Here is an 18,696-nt window from a genome sequence, read left to right as displayed (position 1 = left end):
ACTAAGCCCTGCGCTCCTTCCAACAAGGAAAAGGGAGGATGCAGTGCACCCTCCCTATGTTGAATTCGATGAAAGGGTTAGAGCCTACTTTAAAGGTTATTTTTCCGCGCGCTTCCTACGCGAAAAAACAACTCTTCGACTTTAAAGCGGGCCCTAGGATTGCCCCTGCAACTCAGCCGTGCGGACTGACAACTGCTGGGTGTTATCGCCCCGACGAATGGTGAGTCGCAGAGGTTCACCCACGCGGCTATTTTCAACAGTCCGTTGCACCTGATCAGCGGAGGTGGCTGCCTGCCCTTCTAACTCTGTAATAACGTCGCCGCGACGCAGGCCAGCACTAGCGGCTGGGGAATTCGGAACGACACCAATAACCAATACTCCTGTAATTTCTGGTAGAAGAACCGAGGAGTTGGGGTCACTGTTATTCTGTCGGGCCAAATCCGGCGTCAGAGTGGCAATTTGCACGCCCAGGTACGGGTGAGTCACATGCTCGCCTCGGGCCAGTTGGGGCAGAATTTCTTTCGCCTTGTTGATGGGAATGGCAAACCCAATACCCATGGCGTTGGCACGGATAGCGGTATTGATACCAATCACTTCGCCATCTTCGTTGAGCAATGGCCCACCAGAATTGCCAGGGTTAATGGCAGCATCGGTTTGAATAAAGTCCAGCCGCTTGTCAGGAATACCCACCAGAGCGCTGGAGCGATTGAGGGTACTGACAATCCCCAGAGTAACGGTATTGTCGAGGCCGAGGGGATTACCGACAGCGATCGCCCAATCGCCCACCTGCACCTGTTCTGAATCTCCCAAGGGAGCAACGGGCAGATTGCCATCAGGGTCGTCAATCTTTACAAGGGCCATATCGGTCACTTCATCAACCCCCAGAACCTTGGCAGCAAACTGCCGCTCGTCCTTCAGGGTCACCGTTACGCGATCGGCCTGGTTCACCACGTGAGCATTGGTCAAAATAGAGCCATCGGCATCAATAATGAAACCGGAACCCTGGCCCCGCAGACGCTCCTCGTAGGGACCCTGCTGTGGGAAGCCGCGATCGCCAAAAAATTCTCGAAAGAAGGGATCGTTAAAAAATGGCGTTGGCTCGCGGGTGACCGTACGCTCAGTATCGATACGAACCACTGCTGTACCGACTCGATTGACTGCTGCTGCCACAAAACTCGTGCTATGGCGCGTTGAGGCCGCCTGAGTTTGTGCCAGCACGGGAGCAGGATGAAGGGGGCTGAAGGCCAGATAAGCCGCCAGTCCAACCATCAAAATGCGCTGCAGGAGCGATCGCCAGCGCCGTTGAAGAGATTCCGGTCGCATAACCTTTACCTGTTCTGTGTATCAACTACGGACAGTTGTTCAGACATTGACTCATTCTTATTATGGTAGCGATCGCCCCATCCATTCGTAAGTTCGGTTGAAAGGGAGACTACCCCCCATTGACGAAGCGGCATTTCTCTAAGAATCAGATTTGTCATTGTGTTAGCTAAGCCAGTCCGATGGCAAATCTGAATTGCCCTGTATTGAGCTGCCAAACAAACGTTGGGATAGAATCAGGGGAAGTTCCACTCCCCAGGCAGCGCTCATGCATAGCCCCCAGCCCGACCACGCCCATGCAGATACCGGAGCGCACTCCCACCCCCATGTGCACGATCCCGAATCATTACGGCAGATTATGAACCGGCTCTCCCGCATTGAAGGGCATGTACGCGGTATCAAGCAGATGGTGGCTGAGAGCCGCCCCTGCCCAGATGTGCTAATGCAGATCGCCGCCGTTCGTGGTGCTCTCGATCGAGTAGCTCGGCGTATCTTAGATGAGCATCTTACGGAATGTATGGTGCGGGCCGCAGAAGATGGCAGCATTGACGCCGAGATTGATGCCCTCAAATCTGCCCTTGATCGATTCTTGCCTTCCTGAAATATGCGTTTTATTCCAATTCAGTAATCACAGATAATTCAAATCAAAAAGGAGCGTGGCTTCAACGCCACGCTCCTTTTACGAGAAAGAGAGGAGCGATCGCCTCTCTTCCTTACTTTTAGCGATTCAGCAGCTCCTGAGCATCACGACTAGGTGTGTAGCGGTAACCAAATACGGATTGGTCAGAATCATCCAAAATTTGGGGAGTCAGAATAACGATTAACTCCTGGCGGACGTTGTCACGCCTGCTACTCCGGAACAAAGCTCCTAGAATTGGGATGTCTCCTAAGATAGGTACTTTAGTGACATCAATTCGATCTTCATCACGAATAATCCCTGAAAGGATAAGCGTCTGCCCGTCGCGCACACGAATTAGACCGGAGGTCAAGCGACGTTCAGACAACAGAGTAACAGTAAACTCGTCCCCGTTAAATTCGACAGTTTCCTCATCATAAGGTGCCGAGATAGATGGCGCGACAGAAAGGGAAATGAAACCATTATCATCAATTCGATCCACTGCAACTTGAAGGATCAAACCTGCGGGTTCGGTTTCCGTTGTTACAGTAACAGTACCACCACCACCATCATCATTCTCGCCATCGCCCTCATCGACAGTTCGCTCAAAGTTCGTGATGACATCCTGTGTTAGCTGAACCTGCGCCGTTTGCCCCTCCTGCACTACAAGCGTTGGATCAGTCAGGATCTTAGCGTTTCCTTCTCGAACCGATGCTGACAGCTGTGCTAGGAAATTATCGGCAATACCCAGGTTCTGTCCTCCGGTTACGACGTTACCAATAACGGAGACAGGAGTTCGTTCACCAAAGTTAATCACCCCAACCCCTCCGCTGTTAATAAAGTCTGTACGACCCAAGCCGAAGGAGAAACTAGTGTTTTGGCGATCTGTTTCAAGCAGGTTAACGTCAATGACGCGGACGTTAACAGCAACCTGACGACGGCGGATATCGATAGTCGTCAACTGACTGGTTGCGATATCAATGAGACGCCCCGGCCCAGTCAACGTAAGCGTGTTGGTACGTTCATCCCCTGTCACCTGCAAGCCTCGCAGGATAGGGTTGGAATCCGTATATTCAACCCGTTGGACTTCAATTCGATTTTCTGTTGTTGTCTGCGTTTGGGTGACGGCTGGTCCAGTACTCCCCTCAGCAGCGGTTGCTACCGAAACAGCATTCACGCTGGTAATAAGACGTTCGCGGCTAACTGCCGTCTCGGCACCGAGCGCCACCAAGAAGTTAAGAGCAGAAGTTACATCGACCTGATTCAGGCGAATGGTACGCATGAGCAGGTTACGAGATTCGTTAGGCAGAGTCTGGCCTACAAAAATCGTGCGGCCCTCCAACGAGGCTTGCAGTCCACTAATACGCAGCACGTAGTTAAATACGTTTTGAACTGGCTCGTTTTCAATATCTAGCGAAATTCGTGGCTCGTTATCTGCCGTTCCTTCAGGCCCCGTCCCACCACCCGCGTTGTTAGCGCCTTGACCAGAGGTCAAGAAAGCAACGTTCAGTCCTGCTGCTCGACCCAGCAACGAGAGCACATCCCGTACGGGGGCATCCCGCAGAACGAGTCTGGGAACAATTTCATTAGTTCCGAGGTTAATCGGTTCGGGGCTAATATCAGTCGTGGCTACGGCAATGTCACCAACGGGGGGTGCGATCGCCCTCGGACGCGCTGGAGGAGCACCTACCTGACTCGGTTGGACCTGAACTCCATCAATGACCACATTTGGGTCCGGAATCAGCACATCTCCATCATCCACCTGTAGGGGATCTGGATTCTGGGCAACCTGTGTTTCCCGAGAAGAGGGCTGCTCAAAGGTGATATCGTCATCAGACTCGGCAAGCGCAGGTCCATTGCCCACATCAAACACGATACTGTTATCTGTCTGATTCACTTGACTAACAGGGGTTCCGGTCTCTCCAGTGATGCTCACCCGCACACTATTCGAATCCAACTGGCTGACCATTACCGCCGAGATGCCAGGTGCCGGGTTATTTTGCAGGAAACCATTGCCATCTGACAGGTTCAGCTGGGTGTTGACCAGATCGGCTACCAGCGTGTTGCCTCGGTTCACGGTAAAGACTTGGGGCCGTTCACCGCTGCTGGTTTCCAACACCAGTTCCATACCGCCGTCATTTGTCGAGTTGACCCGTACATCGGTCACTTCTGTTGCAGCGGCATAGGCGGGGAGTGATGCGGTTAGGGCGATCGCGCCTCCCCCCAAAAGTCCAAGCAGTCCAAGATGTTTCACAGTTCACTCCTCCTTAGCAAAACAGGCGAAAAAAGCAATGGCGGACTCATGCATTCAATAACGACGACACCCTGACCCAGGTGATTGAGGCAATATGCCTCAAACTGGGACTACGGCGCGGCTGGGGCCGGAGACGGTGCCGGAGCAGCCGGAGTAGCTCCAGCGGCTGGAGCAGCCGGAGTAGCTCCTGCCGCTGGAGTGGCTCCTGCGGCCGGGGCCCCAGTTGCCGTTTCTTCCGGAGGCAGTAGCGCGATTAACCTGAAAGATGTCTGCAAGCGAGGATCACCTAGAGGCTGAATCTGGCCTCGCTCATTCACGAGAAGTAAGCCATTATTAGCTGGCTGCATTTTCAAATCCCGCACCACTAACAGGGGGCGCAGTCGTTCAATATTGCGAATGATCGATTGGGTTTGGCCAAAGGTACCATTAATTTGAACGTCGTAAACCTGCTGACGTAAGCGTCCATTAACAGCAGAGCCAAAGGAACCGTTGTTAACGACATCGCCACCACCCGCTGCCGCTGCACCTGGTGTGCCGGTATCCGCTGGGGCAACCCGCGAGAACCGTTCCAGAACTGCTGCACCACCTGTTTGAACCTCACCAACTTCAATGGCTGGACTCGCCACCTCAGCCCCTTGAACTCGGGCATTTAGGTCAATCAGCAACGTTTCCAGACTTTCCTCATCAGCAAACAAGGTCAGCACGTCGGCTCGCAGCTTCTCAGCTTCCGCCAAATCCTGTCGTGCCTGCTGGATTTGCTTTTGAATTTCAGCCTGATCAACAAGTTGTTGACGTTTGGTCTGAATCTCCTGCCGAATGGCCTGGTTGGCCTCCCAGGCGGGTTTCACCACATTAAGCAGCAACCAGGTAGCCGCCGCTGCCCCTACCAGGGCTAATAAAATTCCGTTGACGGTAGGAGTCAGCCGAACACCAAAAACGACAGGGTAACTCGGCTGATCGGCATCAAAATCATCAACGGGAATAAAGTCTCCACCAGCGGTCATGGCTGAATCACCCCCAAATCACGAAGTGCATCAATTCTTGCGGGTAGACCAACCGCCAACGCGCTTCGCATGTTTTGCAACAACTCAGACGCAGGACGGTTAGTTAGTTCTGCTTCTATCTGAAAATTCACCACATCTGGCAGTTCCACTTCAACCGTAGGCTGTACCCCTTCCGGAAATTGAACTTGAGCCGGATAGGGCTGCAACGTCGAACTCACCAGGCGAACAGTACCACTGGTTAGAAAAGGTGACTGCTTGAGCAGCAGTACAAAATCATTGACATCATCAAAGGAACGAGCAATGCCCTGAATTTGTAACCGGGCCGGGGGCAGCTCAGGCACAGGTGCTGGGGCCGCCGGAGACGGAGAAGCTTCAGGGTTATTAGGATCCGCCGCTGGAGCTGGAGCCGGAGGCGGAGCCGCTGTCGGTTCTGGTTGTGTTTGGATGATATTAGAGACCTGTACACCACCTGGAGTTCGGGTCCGAACATCTTGAAGTAGTGCAGACCATGGCTGAATCTGATCAAAAACAGTGGCAAGGGCTTGGTTTTCAGCATCAATTTGCTGCACTTGCCCCTGAATGGTTTGCACCTCTTGTAGAGCTGCCTGCACATTGACTAGCTCAGCGTTCAGGGCATCCAGCTCTGCTTGCAAGCTACTACGCTGTGCTTGCAAGAAAAACCATAAGCCCCCAGCCAAAGCTGGCAACAGCAGCCCAACTAACGCTCCTAAATAAAGAGGCCGGGGGCTATCTGAAACCTCCCGCACACGCGGACCCGCTACATCAGCAGCCCGCTCCTCCCGGTCATTTAAGAAGTTGATATCTAAGCTGTACATTACATCCCGCCTCCCGACATATCACCACGCCTCCCGCAAGCTCAATCCCAAAACCACTCCAAGACCTGTACGTTGGGCCAGAGGGACTTCCTGATCCACTTCTAGAGAAAGGGCCGCAATGGGATCAACCTGACTGGCGGGCAAACTCAAACGCTGTGAGAAAAATTCATCCAATTGCCCAATCGACCCACCTGGCCCGGCCAGCAACAATTGAGCCACTTCCATGTTGTCGCCCTGGTTCAAATAGAAGTCGATCGATCGCCGCAACTCATCGGCCAACTCTCCCAACACCCGCAGCATAGCGGCAGTACCAGGGTTAGAGGCAACTCCTGGGGAACTCCCCACACTATCCATCGGCGTCACCGGTACTGTCATCCCTTGCAACAATTCCGTGTTACGGGAGGGGGGGAGGTTCATTGCACGGCTAAGGGCGGTTTGAATTTGATACGTGCCGATGGGTACCGTTCGAGAAAACTGAGGTACCCCATCGACCACGATGGAAATTTCAGTATTCTCAAATTCGATATCGACGATCGCCGCTGCTTCTTGAGGGGTGAACTGGCGCAACTGATCACGGATAGTACGGATTAGCGAAAAGCTACTGATTTCCAGAATATTGACCGTGAGGCCAGCCTGCTCGAAGGTTTCGATATAGGAATCGGTCACTTCTTTGCGGGTTGCTACCAGCAAAACCTGAACTTTCTCAATACCGTCCTCATCCACGAAAAAGCCTAGCTTCTGATAATCAACATCGGCTTCCTCACGGGGGAAGGGAAGATATAGGCCAGCTTCCTGGTTCAAAACCATCTCGCGCAATTCGCGGTCGTCTAGCTCAGCAGGAACGGGAATGATGCGCGTTACGGTATCGCGCCCACCCGGAATCGCCGTGGAAACATTTTTTATTTTGAGCTTACTTTCATCCAATACAGAACGGATGATTTCTGCCATTGTTGGCGAGTCCAAAATCTGGCCTTCCTGATAAATACCCTCCGGCACCTCAGCGGAAGCGAGGGTTGTCAGTTGAAAGCCTTGACCTTTCTTTTTGAGGCGAGCGACATTAACTCGATCTGGGGTCAGTTCGATACCAATGCCCTTAGTTTTTTTCGAGAAGAGACCTTTGAAGTTGCTAACCACAGTTTTGCCGTCGGGTATTCAGAATAGCGGGATGCAAGACAGCGCAGTATAAGGGAAGTGAATATATAGATTCAACGATTGATGCTAGCGCATGGTACCCAATTTAGTTCACTTTTTTTCAGGTTGCGCAGCAATACAAAGCTTACTAGGGAGAGAAATGGGTGGGATGGACTTTGAACCTCTTAGAGAAATTTTAGAGCTCAGGATTCTAGAGGTATAATCTTAGCTTCGATAACCCCGAATGAGACACATTTTGTGAATTCTTATCCTCAGTGCTCTAACCCTTTGGGGTAGGGGATTCAGTAGGGAATTCACTTTTTGATTCGTGGATAAAGATTCTCTATCCGGATGGAGTGCAGCAAAGATTGAAAATCTACTGCCTTCTCCGTGAACATACGGACTCAAGAGTACTGTTGTTTTATTTCGGGATTGGTGGGGTTGTTTGATGGGGTAGAGTGCTCGTATCCCGCCCCATCAAACATAGGCCAACTTAAGCCTCCGAGCACTCATAAGCACAAGGGCGGCTCGGTCAAGGATGTCCTTTTTAGGTTAATCTGGACGATTGATCAAGGTCTGCGGATTCAGCGAGTCCTGATTGCCGCAAAGACTATGGCATCCTGTGGAGGGATCATGAGCCGAATGCGTGCCTGGAAGCGATTTGGGATTTTGGCATTGCTGGGGCTGGCGTTGAGTTGGCTAATCAGTTGCAGCCCTGGCAATAATTCAGGGGCGTCCAATGCATCGGGGGAGGCGGAGGTCGAGTTTTGGACGATGCAGCTCCAACCCCAGTTCACTGACTACTTTAATGAGCGGATTGCAGCCTTTGAACAGGCGAATCCGGGCATTACGGTGAAGTGGGTGGATGTCCCCTGGGGAGATATGCAAAGCAAAATTTTGACGGCGGTTTCGGCGAACACGGCTCCTGATGTCGTCAACCTGAACCCTGACTTTGCTGCTCAGTTGGCAGGACGTAACGCCTGGTTGCCCTTAAACGACAAGATTCCCTCTGAAGTTCAGCAACAATATTTGTCTAAAATTTGGCAGGCCAATTCTCTCGATGGAGAAACTTTTGGGATTCCCTGGTACCTGACTACAAGCCTGGCAATTTACAACACGGACTTGTTGAAACAGGCCGGGTTTGAACAGCCTCCGACCACTTATGCAGAACTGGCAGAAGTAGCCCGAGCGGTACGGGAAAAAACAGGAAAGTACGCCTTCTTCTCCACTTTTGTTCCAACGGATTCTGCTGATGTGCTGCAATCATTTACCCAGATGGGAGCGCAGCTTCTGGACGCAGACGGTAAAGCAGCGTTCGATACGTCGGAAGGTCGGGCTGTATTTGAATACTGGACAACTTTATATCAAGACGGATTGCTTCCCAAAGAAGTCTTGACCCAGGGTCACCGTCGAGCCTTAGAGCTTTACCAGACTGGGGATACCGCTATTTTGAATTCGGGACCCCAATTTTTGAAGACCATTGAAGCTAATGCTCCGGCGATCGCCCAGGTCTCCCAAACCGCTCCCCAAATCACTGGCTCCACGGGCAAAAAGAGCGTTGCCGTGATGAATCTGGTGATTCCCCGCAACACGGATGCCCCGGATGCCGCTGTGAAGTTTGCCTTGTTCATCACCAACGATGAGAACCAGTTGGCTTTTGCGAAGGCAGCCAATGTTCTGCCGTCTACCACGAAGGCTTTAGAAGATCCCTACTTTACAGATGTGGCCGAGTCGGCCCCTAATCTGGATAAAGCCCGCGCTGTGAGCGCTCAGCAGATGCAGGATGCTGAGGTGTTGTTACCCGCCAACAAAGATATTAAGGAACTGCAAAAGATTGTGTATGACAATTTGCAAGCAGCGATGTTGGGCGATAAAACAGTCGATCAAGCGGTAACGGATGCCGCAACAGAATGGAATGATCGGTAAAGGAATTCGCTAAGATCTTCTATTACCAATCCAATGTGGAGATGCGCTTAACGTTCCACGCCTGCTTAGGCAAGATGTAGAACATGAGACGCATCTTCATATTGAAAAGATATAAAAGGCGTGGGAGCAAAGCTTCCACGCTTTTCTTTGGAAGGTTATGATCAGGGGCAAATTCTACATAAGGACGATCGCACCATGCCCCATCGATTTCCCTGGTGGCGTCTTTCTTTGCTCAGTATTGGTGGAAGTCTTCTGTTTGGCGTAGGCCTGCCTGTGGTGCTGGAGGAGGTTTTGGGCGATCGCACCGGATCAACAGTCCAACAAAACTGCCAAGCCGCCTCATCCACTGATTTCCTTGTCGCGGGTGGTGGCGGTGCGCCCAGCTATAACGAAATTGCTCTGGAAAAGAACGTTCTCTACTTTCAGCGAACGCTGCAGGCAATGGGTTTCAATCCAAGTGCGGCAGAGGTTTACTTCGCCAACGGAACGAACGGGCAGGCCACCATCCGCTACATGGATGAGCAGGGGCAGATACAGTTTAAAGTGCCCGACATCCCTAATTTGACCGGCGCTTCCACCTTTAACAATCTACGCAGTTGGGTGGCAGAGAGAGCCGAAGCAGGAAGCACACGTCCCATTTTTTTCTACTTCACTGGGCATGGTCTGCGTAACGAACAGGACCTTAACAACAACGCCATTGCCCTCTGGGGTAATCAGCAGGTTTCTGTTCAACAGTTAGCTCAGGTGTTCGACACCCTCCCACCAGAAACACCCGTCGTTGCGATGATGGCCCAGTGTTATTCGGGTTCCTTCGCCAACTTAATGTACGAAGGTGGCAAACCCTTTAACCGGGTAGCCTCTCAAAACCGCTGTGGCTTCTTCGCCACAATTCGTACCCTCCCCTCAGTCGGTTGTACCCCTGAGGTAAACGAGGCAGACTATGAAGATTACAGCTCCAGCTTCTTCGCAGGCTTGAGCGGCATCAGTCGTACTGGAGAACGGGTGTCCTCTGCTGATTACAACCGCGATGGACATGTCGTGTATGCAGAGGCCCATGCCTTCGCTAAGGTAGACGAAGAGACAACGGATTTACCCATATCCACATCAGAGGTGTGGTTGCAGGAACAGGCAGCGATCGCCACTCAGGACGCAATCCTCAATCAACCCATGCAAGCCACTCTGGAAACAGCCCGTCCTGAACAGCGTTACGTGGTGGAAGCCCTGGCCCAATCCTTTGGTTTTGATCTCAATCGCTCGTTTATAGAAAATCAAACTGATCTTCAGAGCCGAGTGGCAATGGGAGAAGTTCCACTCACGTACTTGGAGCGGATACGAATGGAGTTGATCAATATTGGAATGGAGGCCCAGGTTCGAACGTCAGGGGATGAGGAGGCGATCGCCATCCTGGACCGATTATTGAATTGCGAGAATGGCTACTGGCAATAACGTTTTGAATTGTGGAAAACTGAGCCGATTAATAGATTGACCCCCAACCCAAAGTCTTGATTTTGTCGCTGTAAAGAAGCAGCAAAATCAGGGCTTTGGGTTCGCTTTTTTGACACAGTGCCAGACTTGAATATATAGCTGTAGCCATTTTCGTTAGGGTAAAAAGAGTAGGATGGTGCGTTTTACTCTAAACCAGATATCTCAAGTTTTTTGCTGTTTGTTGAGGGCATTGTAAGCAACAAGTGCAATGATAATCAGCGCAAAAGAGAACAGGGTCGTGAGAGTCCCGAGCGCATACAAAGCGGGGGAAGTCACGTTAGTCGTCATCCCGAAAATCTCTAGCGGCAGGGTACTATTTTGCCCAGAGATTAGAGATGTACGGGTGAACTCGTCATAGGACAGCGTAAACGCCAGGATGCCAATACCCAAAAGACTTGGGGCAATCAGCGGGAAAATTACATCCCAGAATGTGACTACATCTCCAGCTCCCAGGTCACGGGCAGCTTCCTCATAGGAAGGATTGAAGCGGTTGAAAATGCCCAGCACGATAAGAAAAGCAAAGGGAACCGTCCAGGTAAGATGCGCCCCTAGCCCCGAGGAAAACCAGTTGGTTTCCAACTTTAAAATTTGGAAAACAATACCAATACCCAGAGAAATAAGGATGCTTGGCACAATCAGACTGGCAATGGTGAGATAAAACAGCACACCAGAGCCTTTGAAGCGGCTGCGGAATGCCAAACCTGCCATAACACTGACAATCAAGGACAGCAGGGTAACCACTAAACCGAGGGCAAGCGATCGCCAGAACGCCTCCACAAAGTTTCCCACCCGTTGTTCCTGAAACACTTGCAACAACCAGTAGGTGGGGCTAAACCCGCGCATCGGGAAGGTCAAACCGCCCTCTGGCCCCTGAAAGCTGAGGATGAAAATGGAGATCATCGGGCCGTAGAGAAACAGCACAAAGAGCCCAAAGAAGGCGGCTAAAAGATAGAAGGTGAGCGATCGCTTTCTCATATCAGCACCGTTGCGATTACAGTTCTTTTCGAATATTGACAACGCGCAGAATTGCTAGCACCAGTGTCAAAGTAACCAGCAACAAAATGACAGCATTCGCCGCAGCCAGGGGATACTGAATACTGCCAATTTGAGTTTGAATCAGCTTTCCAACCGAGGCTGACTGACCACCTCCCATCAGACGAACGGTGACGAATTCACCCATAATGATGGTGACCAGAAAGATCGACCCGATCGCAATACCGGGAGCCGACAGCGGCAGAATCACCTCTTTGAAAATTTGGAAACCTGATGCCCCCATATCTTCAGCGGCAGTAATCAGGTTTCGATCAATTCGCATCAAGCTATTGAAGATGGGCGCAATCATGAAAAAGTTATAGAGATGCACCATCCCCAAGACAATGGCGAAATCAGAAAATAGCAACCATTCAAGGGGTTGATTGATCAAACCAATATGAATCAAAAAGCTATTGATTAACCCCTCTTTACCTAATAGGGGAATCCAGGAAATCATCCGAATAATGTTGGACGTCCAGAATGGAACTGTACATATCAAGAAAAGGATGATTTGTAGCCGCTTATCTTCCACATAAAATGCCAGGAAGTAAGCAACTAGATAACCAATGACCAAGCAAAAAGACCAAACCAGGAATACATACTTAAATGTATTCAGATAGGTTCTGAGCGTGACATCAGATGTAAAAATGGCGCGGTAATTATCCAGCGTAAACCCTGGCACCATAGCAAACCCGTTGAATTGCCAAAAGCTGACAACCACAATTCCCAGGATTGGAAATACCAGGAATAGCAGGAAAACAAGGGTTTGAGGAATCGCCAGGCCGTAAATTTGAAGTGTTTTAACGGTTCTATCCATGGGCCTTCAGGGAAGATGGCAGGAGATTAATTCTTAAATAAAGGCATGAGAAAAAGTTAGTGGTTCGTGCACAACAGGCACGAACCACTAACTCCTCAAATTAGGATGCGATGAATTCGTTCCACTTCTGCACGAGATAGGTGTTCTCTTGCATAGTGGAGTTCCAGCAGACGATGTTGCCAAAGCGCTCCTTAAAGGAACCACCATCCCGGATAGCACCCTGCTTCTCCAGAGTCTTGCCGAAGGGATCGACCATGTCCTCAGAAGCGGCCTTCCCTTCGTACCAGAAATCCCACTCGGCCTGAGACATGTACTTCTTAGCGGTTTCAGGAGCGGCACTATAGTAACCCTGGCGACCGAGGAATGCACCTACCCAGCCTTCCAACATCCAGTTGATATACTCGTATGCCGCATCCAGCGCAACACCTGAGAGGTTCTTGGAAAGGCCAATGCCACCACCCCAACCACGATAGCCCTCTTTTAGCGGAGCATATACGCATTGAATGTTCTTTGATTTCACCGCTGTTACCGCGGGCGACCACATGGACTGCAACACCACTTCGCCAGAAGACATCAGGTTTACTGACTCATCAAAGGTCTTCCAGAAAGCGCGGAACTGTCCATTGCGCTTCTGTTCTTTGAGAATGTCCGTAATCTTGTCAATTTCCTCGCGGGTCATGTTGCCCTTGTCGCCAAAAGTCATCAGGCCTGAGGCTTCAGCCACCATAGCAGCGTCCATAATGCCAATCTGAGGAATATCCAGGATGGCAGTTTTGCCCTTGAATTCAGAATTGAACAGCTCAGCCCAGGACTCAATCTTGCGACCCACTAGATCAGGACGATAGCCCAGGGTATCCGCGTTGTACTGGAATGGGATCAGCGTTGCAAAGTTCGTGGGGGTGGGGGAAAACTCCGAGGAGGTTGCATCCTTCACGTACATCACCTTAAAAGGAGCTGTACCCTGGGATTTTTCCACAGGCATCCCATCAAACTTACCGCTGGTGAAGAAGGGAACAATTTTATCGAAATTGGTAATCTTGCTCACGTCGATAGGCTGGAGATTACCCGAGGGTACGACCAGCGGCAAGCTGAAATATTCCCCGTCAAAGATGTCGTATTGGCCCGGTTGAGTGATAGCGATCTGGTTGTTTTCCTCGGTACTCAGCGCCCGCATATCCAGCTTAAAGCCGAGGTCTTTCTGGGCTTTGTCGCGGATTTCGTTGATCTGCGATACCCCAGTTCCGATAAAGCGGAGGGTTACGTCTTTGATCTGATTGGTATTGACCTCGGGGCCGGGAGCCGGGTTGTTGGGAGTACCACTGGGAGCTTCACTACGGGCACAGCGAGTCGCTGCGATCGCCGCTCCAGCCGCTAAACCCGTGCGAATCACCTGACGACGAGAAATTTTGGCCATAGTTATCCTGAAGTTTTAGAAAAATGTAAAGTTTGAACGAGGTTAAGAGTTTCAACCTTCCGAAAAATTGGCGATCGCAACTCGGTTCAAGACCGCATGGATGGCCAAGAGATAGTCACCGACAAAGCCACATTCGCCCGGACTAATGGGCCAGGAAGATACAATCTTCTGGGCTCCAGGCTAATGTGACCAACTGCCCTTCTCGGGCTGGATTCGCCATCCAGTCATGGCTGCGAACCTTATAGGTGATTTCTTCTGCTGTTGCTTCAGTGAGCAACGTGACGCGAGTGATATATCCGGTGAACTCCACCGAAATCACGCGCGCGGGGAATTGGTTAAGGGCATCGGGATCTTCGGGAGGGTAGGGAAGGAGGGTGAGGCGATCGCTCCGCACACAGCAGGCAGCCGTCATCCCCTCAGAAGCTCCTTCTCCCTGACACAGGAATGTCCCCAATTGGTCCACTTCCAGTTTCACCGGCCCACTGGGACCAGCGACACCCGCCACTTTGCCGACGAAGATATTGTTATCACCTACAAACCGAGCGACAAAGCGAGACGATGGCTTGGCAAAAATTTCACCTGGAGTCCCTATCTGATCAATTCGTCCGTGATCCATCACAACAATTTGATCTGAGAGGGCAAAGGCTTCATCCTGGCCATGGGTGACCTGAATAAAGGTCATGCCAAATTGTTTCTGAAGCCGACGCAGTTCGCTACGAGTTTTAACCCGAAGGTTTTCGTCTAAAGCGCTCAGGGGTTCATCCAGCATCAACACAGCCGGGCGGGTGACCAACGCACGGGCAAGGGCAACGCGCTGTTGCTGACCACCGCTCAGCATGGCAGGTTTGCGATCGACAAAGCGATTGAGGCCGACAATTTCGACCACTTCACTAACGCGGCGATCGCGCTCCGCCTTAGGAATACCCTTCATCCGCAAGCCAAACTCAATATTCTGCCAAACAGTTTTATGGGGAAACAGGGCATAGTTTTGAAACATCATCGCCGTATTCCGGCGGGTAGGTGGCAGATCATTAATCCGCGTGCTACCAATATAGATGTCTCCGCTGGTAATCGTTTCGTGGCCTGCAATCATCCGTAGCGTCGTGGTTTTACCACATCCGCTTGGCCCCAACAAGCAACAGTAAGAACCAGCCGGAATATCCAGGTCAATATCCTGAACTGCAACAAAGTTGTTGCCATAGGTCTTGCTAACATTTCGCAATGACACCCCGGCAGAATGGGATGCCAATTCTTGCTGCAAACTGTGATCGGACGGTGATTCTGCTGGCACTAGAAGGGGCAAAGTATCGGAGGATTGAGCCATAGCTTTGTCCTGGAGAATAAATCCTAATTAGGCAAAAAAACTTATGAGCTGGCCAGAGTTGCGTTAACCATTGGTTTTGCTTTCGGTTTGCATAAGGCACTTTGCTTAGTGACTACTACAAACGATTACCAGAGAAGAGACTGTATCCCAAATAACTTTTTTGTCGAGAAGAGGGAGAGGGATCAAAGGAACAGGAAAGTGGAGGGACAAGAGGAAAGTGGGAGAAGGTTGGTATTATCCCTATTCGCTTACCAATTACCCATTCCCTTTTTGCCTCAGTACATCTCATCCAACCTTAAGAAGGTTTGTAACAGGACGTTTGCGCCTTGAATACATTGCTCAGGTGGCGTGTATTCTCGACCTGAGTGGCTCAGGCCTTGCTGACTGGGAACAAAAATCATGCCCATGTCAGTGATACGGCCCATTTCCATAGCATCGTGGCCGGCTCGGCTGGGCATGGAAATACTGCTCAGGTGCAAGTCTTCGCAAACGGCTGCGATCGTAGCTTGAATGCGATCGGTGGCAGGAGATGGGGGGACAAACAGAATAAGTTCGGTGGAGATGGTGGTGTCGGTGGCTGTGGCGATCGCCCGCAATTCCGCCTCCAATCGTGCTTGCATGGCATCCATACAGCCCTGGGAGAGGTCGCGAATATCCACCGTCAATTCCACTTGACCCGGCACAATGTTGGCAGCATTGGGGGCGACGGTCAGATAACCAACCGTTGCGACCGGATCACCCGGCATTACCAGAGCAATGTCACGCACGGCCAATACCACCTGAGCGGCAGCAACCAGGGCATCCTGGCGCATATCCATCGGGGTGGTGCCCGCATGATTAGCTTGACCCAAAATGGTAATTTTGCTGCGGCGCATGCCAACAATGCCCTGCACGACACCGATCTCTTTCCCAGCACGCTCTAGCACGGCCCCTTGCTCAACGTGAAGTTCAACAAAGGCGGCGATGCGATCGCGCCCACGCTTTGCCGTTTTAATTGCCTCCCAATTCCCGCCAATTGCCTCCAGGCAGTCAGTGATGTTCAGCCCATCTCGTAACTTGAGATCGGCTGGAGATTCGGGCACCAGCCCCGCCATACTACGGGCACCGACCATACTACTCTCCTCATCGGTGAAGACAATCACCTCAAGAGGGTGCTTCAGCCGCACCTGATTATCCTGCAAGGTCTTGACCACTTCGATGCCAGCCAGTACACCCAGCACGCCATCATAAGCTCCGCCCGACGGCACGGTGTCAATATGAGAACCCGTGGCCAGAGCCGGAACCCCATCCAATAACCCCGCATAGGTTCCAATCAAGTTACCAGCCGCGTCGGTACGAACGGTCAGACCCGCTTCCATCATCCATTGCTGCACGAGATAGCGAGCCTGCAAGTCCTCCTGGGTGAAGGCCAGACGACAAATATCCCCATTGGGTTGTCGCCCTACTTTCGCCAGGCGATTGATCCAGCCCATCAGGCGATCGCCATTCACCCCCAACCGCGAAAGCACAGCCATACAGCACCCCTTATGAGAGTAGAAATTACAATGTGGCTTTCCAAAGCAGTTCAGCAGCAGAAAACCTCACCGAATTGTATACTGTATACAATTTCCCCAAAAGAAATAGGGTAACAAGTAATACCATTCGGGAAATTCTTTGGCCTCTGCACTCAGGAAGGCCGGAAATTACTCTACAGTCTAATTCATTTGATTTTGTCAGGAAGGACTACACCATGACCGAGACTCGCCGTGTTTTTATCTGTGGTTCAGCGCTGCGGGGGCAACCCGACCACCAGAATTTAGGGGAAGCCAAATTCATTGCAGAGGCCAAAACACAACCACTTTATCGGCTGCATTCTGTACAAAATGGTTGGCATCCCGGAATTTATGAAGTTGAAGAAGGCGGCATTTCTATTCCCGGTGAAGTGTATGAAATGACGATTGAACAGTTTGATTACCTGGCTACCAACGAGCCCCCCCACATGTATCCGGTAGAAGTACCTCTGCAAGACGGTGGAGTTGCCACAGCCTTTCTCTACCCTCGTGAGAAAGTGGAAGAATATGGGTGGGAAGATATTTCTAATTACGGTGGTTGGGTTGCTTACAAGCAGTCCGTCACTGCAACCGCTTAATTCAACTTTGGGTTCATTTCTCGTGCATTTAGTGCATGAAAAATCACTCGTTTCAAACGAGTTCTTAAGATATACAGCTGTAGCCATTTTCGTTAGGACAAAAAGAGTGAGGCGGCGCAATGCGCCGCCTCACTCTTTTTGTCCTATGTCTCAGCAGGAATGATAATTGAGAATCTAAATCATTCCTGGCGCATTTTCATTTGAGAGGCAATAAAGGGATGCCGAGGAGCCAGCAAGAAACCTACGACACTGGCAAAAAGAATCGGAGCAAAGGTGCTAAATCCAGTTAACTTAGCAAGTAATAATGTGGTGCTAATGGGTGTTCGAGTTACGGTTGCGTTGAGGGCCGCCATAATGCAAATCATCGCCAAAGATTCGTCTAACCCAGCATTCAGCATAATCATAGCCTTGCCGAGGCAAGCACCAATAAAGAAGAGTGGAATAATAATTCCTCCACGCCATCCTCCCGCTACAGTAATACTGATAGCAAGCATCTTGGCAACAATTAACCCAAACAAAAACGGTAATTGAAAGTTACCATCGATCACCTGTTCTAATTGATGCTCTCCAAAGAAGCGAGTCAGGGGAAATAAATTGGCCAAAATTCCAAGCCCCAAGCCTGCCAGGGTTGTTCGCACATAAATTGCTTTTAAGGATTCAAACTGTCGAGTACAGAAACGAAAAATTAGAATAAATAGCCAGCCAGCGATCGCCCCCACAATACCGAATGCGATCGCTGCCACAAAGTCATTCACGCTATTAATGCTGTATTGGGGAAAGTGCCAGGTTGGCCCAAGCCCCAGTTGAGTAATTGCCACAAAAACGACATAGCTTGCACAGCTTGCGATAATAGCTGGCAAGATAGCTTCGTAATATTCAACAACATGCTGATGGTGAAGAATTTCTAGTGCAAAAAAAGCTCCTCCTAAAGGAGCTCCAAAGAGCACCGTAAACCCTGATGCCATTCCGGCAATACTCAAGGTTCGTAGGGCATCTCCACTAACACGATAGCGATCGGCTAACCAGGTTCCCATCGAACCTGTTACCTGCACCATCGGTGCTTCAGGTCCGGCACTTCCGCCACTTGCAATACTAATCAAAGACGACAAAATCATAGAGGGATTTTCCCTCATAGATAAGCGCCCTTCGTTGAGGTGAATATTGTCAATAATTAAGCCAATTTCCCCAGGATTTCCTAATTTATGAATGACCAGGCCAATCAGTAATCCAGCCAGAGGCATTACAAATAGTAGAGAAATTCCACTAACTTGTTCAAAACCTTGAATAAGATGAGACAAAACAATCCAATAAATTGAGGCAAATAGACCGCAAACAATTCCTAGTGAAGTCCAAAGCAAGACAGTGCGAGTGAACGTAAATGGATTTTGGTTCTGGCTCATTGTTTGTGA

15 protein-coding genes are annotated in these 18,696 nt (G+C 50.7%); 4 read left to right on the top strand and 11 right to left on the bottom strand.

The genetic code is table 11. From position 1 onward, the window contains the following. Window positions 1-153 precede the first annotated feature (153 nt). Window positions 154-1,269, bottom strand: coding sequence for an HhoA/HhoB/HtrA family serine endopeptidase (locus tag H6F91_RS19810; RefSeq protein ID WP_347280062.1), 1,116 nt, complete (start codon window positions 1,267-1,269; stop codon window positions 154-156). Between the two features lie 319 nt (window positions 1,270-1,588). Between H6F91_RS19810 and H6F91_RS19805 the strand changes: the two genes are divergently transcribed. Next, window positions 1,589-1,921, top strand: a complete 333-nt coding sequence (locus H6F91_RS19805; protein ID WP_190774588.1) for a metal-sensitive transcriptional regulator — start codon at window positions 1,589-1,591, stop codon at window positions 1,919-1,921. A 118-nt stretch (window positions 1,922-2,039) separates the two neighbouring features. Here H6F91_RS19805 and H6F91_RS19800 read toward each other — a convergent pair whose 3' ends face one another. From H6F91_RS19800 to pilM, 4 genes are all read right to left on the bottom strand, one after another. Continuing rightward, complete coding sequence (locus H6F91_RS19800; RefSeq protein WP_190774587.1) at window positions 2,040-4,190, bottom strand: AMIN domain-containing protein; 2,151 nt, start codon at window positions 4,188-4,190, stop codon at window positions 2,040-2,042. Between the two features lie 110 nt (window positions 4,191-4,300). Then, window positions 4,301-5,194: a pilus assembly protein PilO gene (locus H6F91_RS19795; protein ID WP_190774586.1), complete on the bottom strand. Its 894-nt coding sequence runs from the start codon at window positions 5,192-5,194 to the stop codon at window positions 4,301-4,303. Beyond that, complete coding sequence (locus tag H6F91_RS19790; RefSeq protein WP_190774585.1) at window positions 5,191-6,030, bottom strand: PilN domain-containing protein; 840 nt, start codon at window positions 6,028-6,030, stop codon at window positions 5,191-5,193. The genes H6F91_RS19795 and H6F91_RS19790 overlap by 4 nt, the downstream gene beginning before the upstream one ends. A gap of 21 nt (window positions 6,031-6,051) precedes the next feature. Further along, window positions 6,052-7,164 (bottom strand): type IV pilus assembly protein PilM, encoded by a 1,113-nt coding sequence (gene pilM / locus H6F91_RS19785; RefSeq protein ID WP_190774584.1) that lies wholly within the window; start codon window positions 7,162-7,164, stop codon window positions 6,052-6,054. 630 nt (window positions 7,165-7,794) lie between these two features. Here pilM and H6F91_RS19780 point away from each other — a divergent pair. Both H6F91_RS19780 and H6F91_RS19775 read left to right on the top strand, forming a co-directional pair. Further along, a complete protein-coding gene (locus tag H6F91_RS19780; protein ID WP_190774583.1) occupies window positions 7,795-9,087 on the top strand; it encodes a sugar ABC transporter substrate-binding protein in 1,293 nt (430 codons plus the stop codon). 120 nt (window positions 9,088-9,207) lie between these two features. After that, a complete protein-coding gene (locus tag H6F91_RS19775) occupies window positions 9,208-10,533 on the top strand; it encodes a Caspase domain-containing protein (RefSeq protein ID WP_206754954.1) in 1,326 nt (441 codons plus the stop codon). Window positions 10,534-10,734: 201 nt separating this feature from the next. Here H6F91_RS19775 and H6F91_RS19770 read toward each other — a convergent pair whose 3' ends face one another. From H6F91_RS19770 to H6F91_RS19750, 5 genes are all read right to left on the bottom strand, one after another. After that, window positions 10,735-11,547, bottom strand: a complete 813-nt coding sequence (locus tag H6F91_RS19770; protein ID WP_190774581.1) for an ABC transporter permease — start codon at window positions 11,545-11,547, stop codon at window positions 10,735-10,737. A gap of 16 nt (window positions 11,548-11,563) precedes the next feature. Beyond that, on the bottom strand, window positions 11,564-12,421 hold the full coding sequence (locus H6F91_RS19765) for an ABC transporter permease (RefSeq protein ID WP_190774580.1): 858 nt from the start codon (window positions 12,419-12,421) through the stop codon (window positions 11,564-11,566). A gap of 100 nt (window positions 12,422-12,521) precedes the next feature. Next, a complete protein-coding gene (locus H6F91_RS19760) occupies window positions 12,522-13,835 on the bottom strand; it encodes an extracellular solute-binding protein (protein WP_190774579.1) in 1,314 nt (437 codons plus the stop codon). A gap of 142 nt (window positions 13,836-13,977) precedes the next feature. Beyond that, window positions 13,978-15,159, bottom strand: a complete 1,182-nt coding sequence (locus H6F91_RS19755) for an ABC transporter ATP-binding protein (protein ID WP_190774578.1) — start codon at window positions 15,157-15,159, stop codon at window positions 13,978-13,980. Between the two features lie 275 nt (window positions 15,160-15,434). Then, a complete protein-coding gene (locus H6F91_RS19750; RefSeq protein ID WP_190774577.1) occupies window positions 15,435-16,673 on the bottom strand; it encodes a Zn-dependent hydrolase in 1,239 nt (412 codons plus the stop codon). Window positions 16,674-16,888: 215 nt separating this feature from the next. Between H6F91_RS19750 and H6F91_RS19745 the strand changes: the two genes are divergently transcribed. Next, the gene (locus H6F91_RS19745; RefSeq protein ID WP_190774576.1) at window positions 16,889-17,287 is read left to right on the top strand and encodes a gamma-glutamylcyclotransferase; all 399 of its coding nucleotides are present in this window, start codon (window positions 16,889-16,891) and stop codon (window positions 17,285-17,287) included. A 179-nt stretch (window positions 17,288-17,466) separates the two neighbouring features. Here the strand turns inward: H6F91_RS19745 and H6F91_RS19740 are convergent, their stop codons facing one another. After that, window positions 17,467-18,687 (bottom strand): chloride channel protein, encoded by a 1,221-nt coding sequence (locus tag H6F91_RS19740; protein WP_190774575.1) that lies wholly within the window; start codon window positions 18,685-18,687, stop codon window positions 17,467-17,469. Window positions 18,688-18,696: the final 9 nt, after the last annotated feature.

Source organism: Leptolyngbya sp. FACHB-8, from assembly GCF_014695575.1.
GTDB lineage: Bacteria > Cyanobacteriota > Cyanobacteriia > Elainellales > Elainellaceae > Vacuolonema.
This window is presented reverse-complemented; position numbering and strand designations above follow the sequence as displayed.

Coding starts and splice junctions, on each gene's coding strand:
- H6F91_RS19765 (WP_190774580.1), bottom strand. CDS start 12,421: ATGGATAGAACCGTTAAAACACTTCAAATTTACGGCCTGGCGATTCCT.
- H6F91_RS19750 (WP_190774577.1), bottom strand. CDS start 16,673: ATGGCTGTGCTTTCGCGGTTGGGGGTGAATGGCGATCGCCTGATGGGC.
- H6F91_RS19790 (WP_190774585.1), bottom strand. CDS start 6,030: ATGTACAGCTTAGATATCAACTTCTTAAATGACCGGGAGGAGCGGGCT.
- H6F91_RS19740 (WP_190774575.1), bottom strand. CDS start 18,687: ATGAGCCAGAACCAAAATCCATTTACGTTCACTCGCACTGTCTTGCTT.
- H6F91_RS19770 (WP_190774581.1), bottom strand. CDS start 11,547: ATGAGAAAGCGATCGCTCACCTTCTATCTTTTAGCCGCCTTCTTTGGG.
- H6F91_RS19795 (WP_190774586.1), bottom strand. CDS start 5,194: ATGACCGCTGGTGGAGACTTTATTCCCGTTGATGATTTTGATGCCGAT.
- H6F91_RS19810 (WP_347280062.1), bottom strand. CDS start 1,269: ATGGTTGGACTGGCGGCTTATCTGGCCTTCAGCCCCCTTCATCCTGCT.
- H6F91_RS19805 (WP_190774588.1), top strand. CDS start 1,589: ATGCATAGCCCCCAGCCCGACCACGCCCATGCAGATACCGGAGCGCAC.
- H6F91_RS19780 (WP_190774583.1), top strand. CDS start 7,795: ATGAGCCGAATGCGTGCCTGGAAGCGATTTGGGATTTTGGCATTGCTG.
- H6F91_RS19760 (WP_190774579.1), bottom strand. CDS start 13,835: ATGGCCAAAATTTCTCGTCGTCAGGTGATTCGCACGGGTTTAGCGGCT.
- H6F91_RS19755 (WP_190774578.1), bottom strand. CDS start 15,159: ATGGCTCAATCCTCCGATACTTTGCCCCTTCTAGTGCCAGCAGAATCA.
- H6F91_RS19745 (WP_190774576.1), top strand. CDS start 16,889: ATGACCGAGACTCGCCGTGTTTTTATCTGTGGTTCAGCGCTGCGGGGG.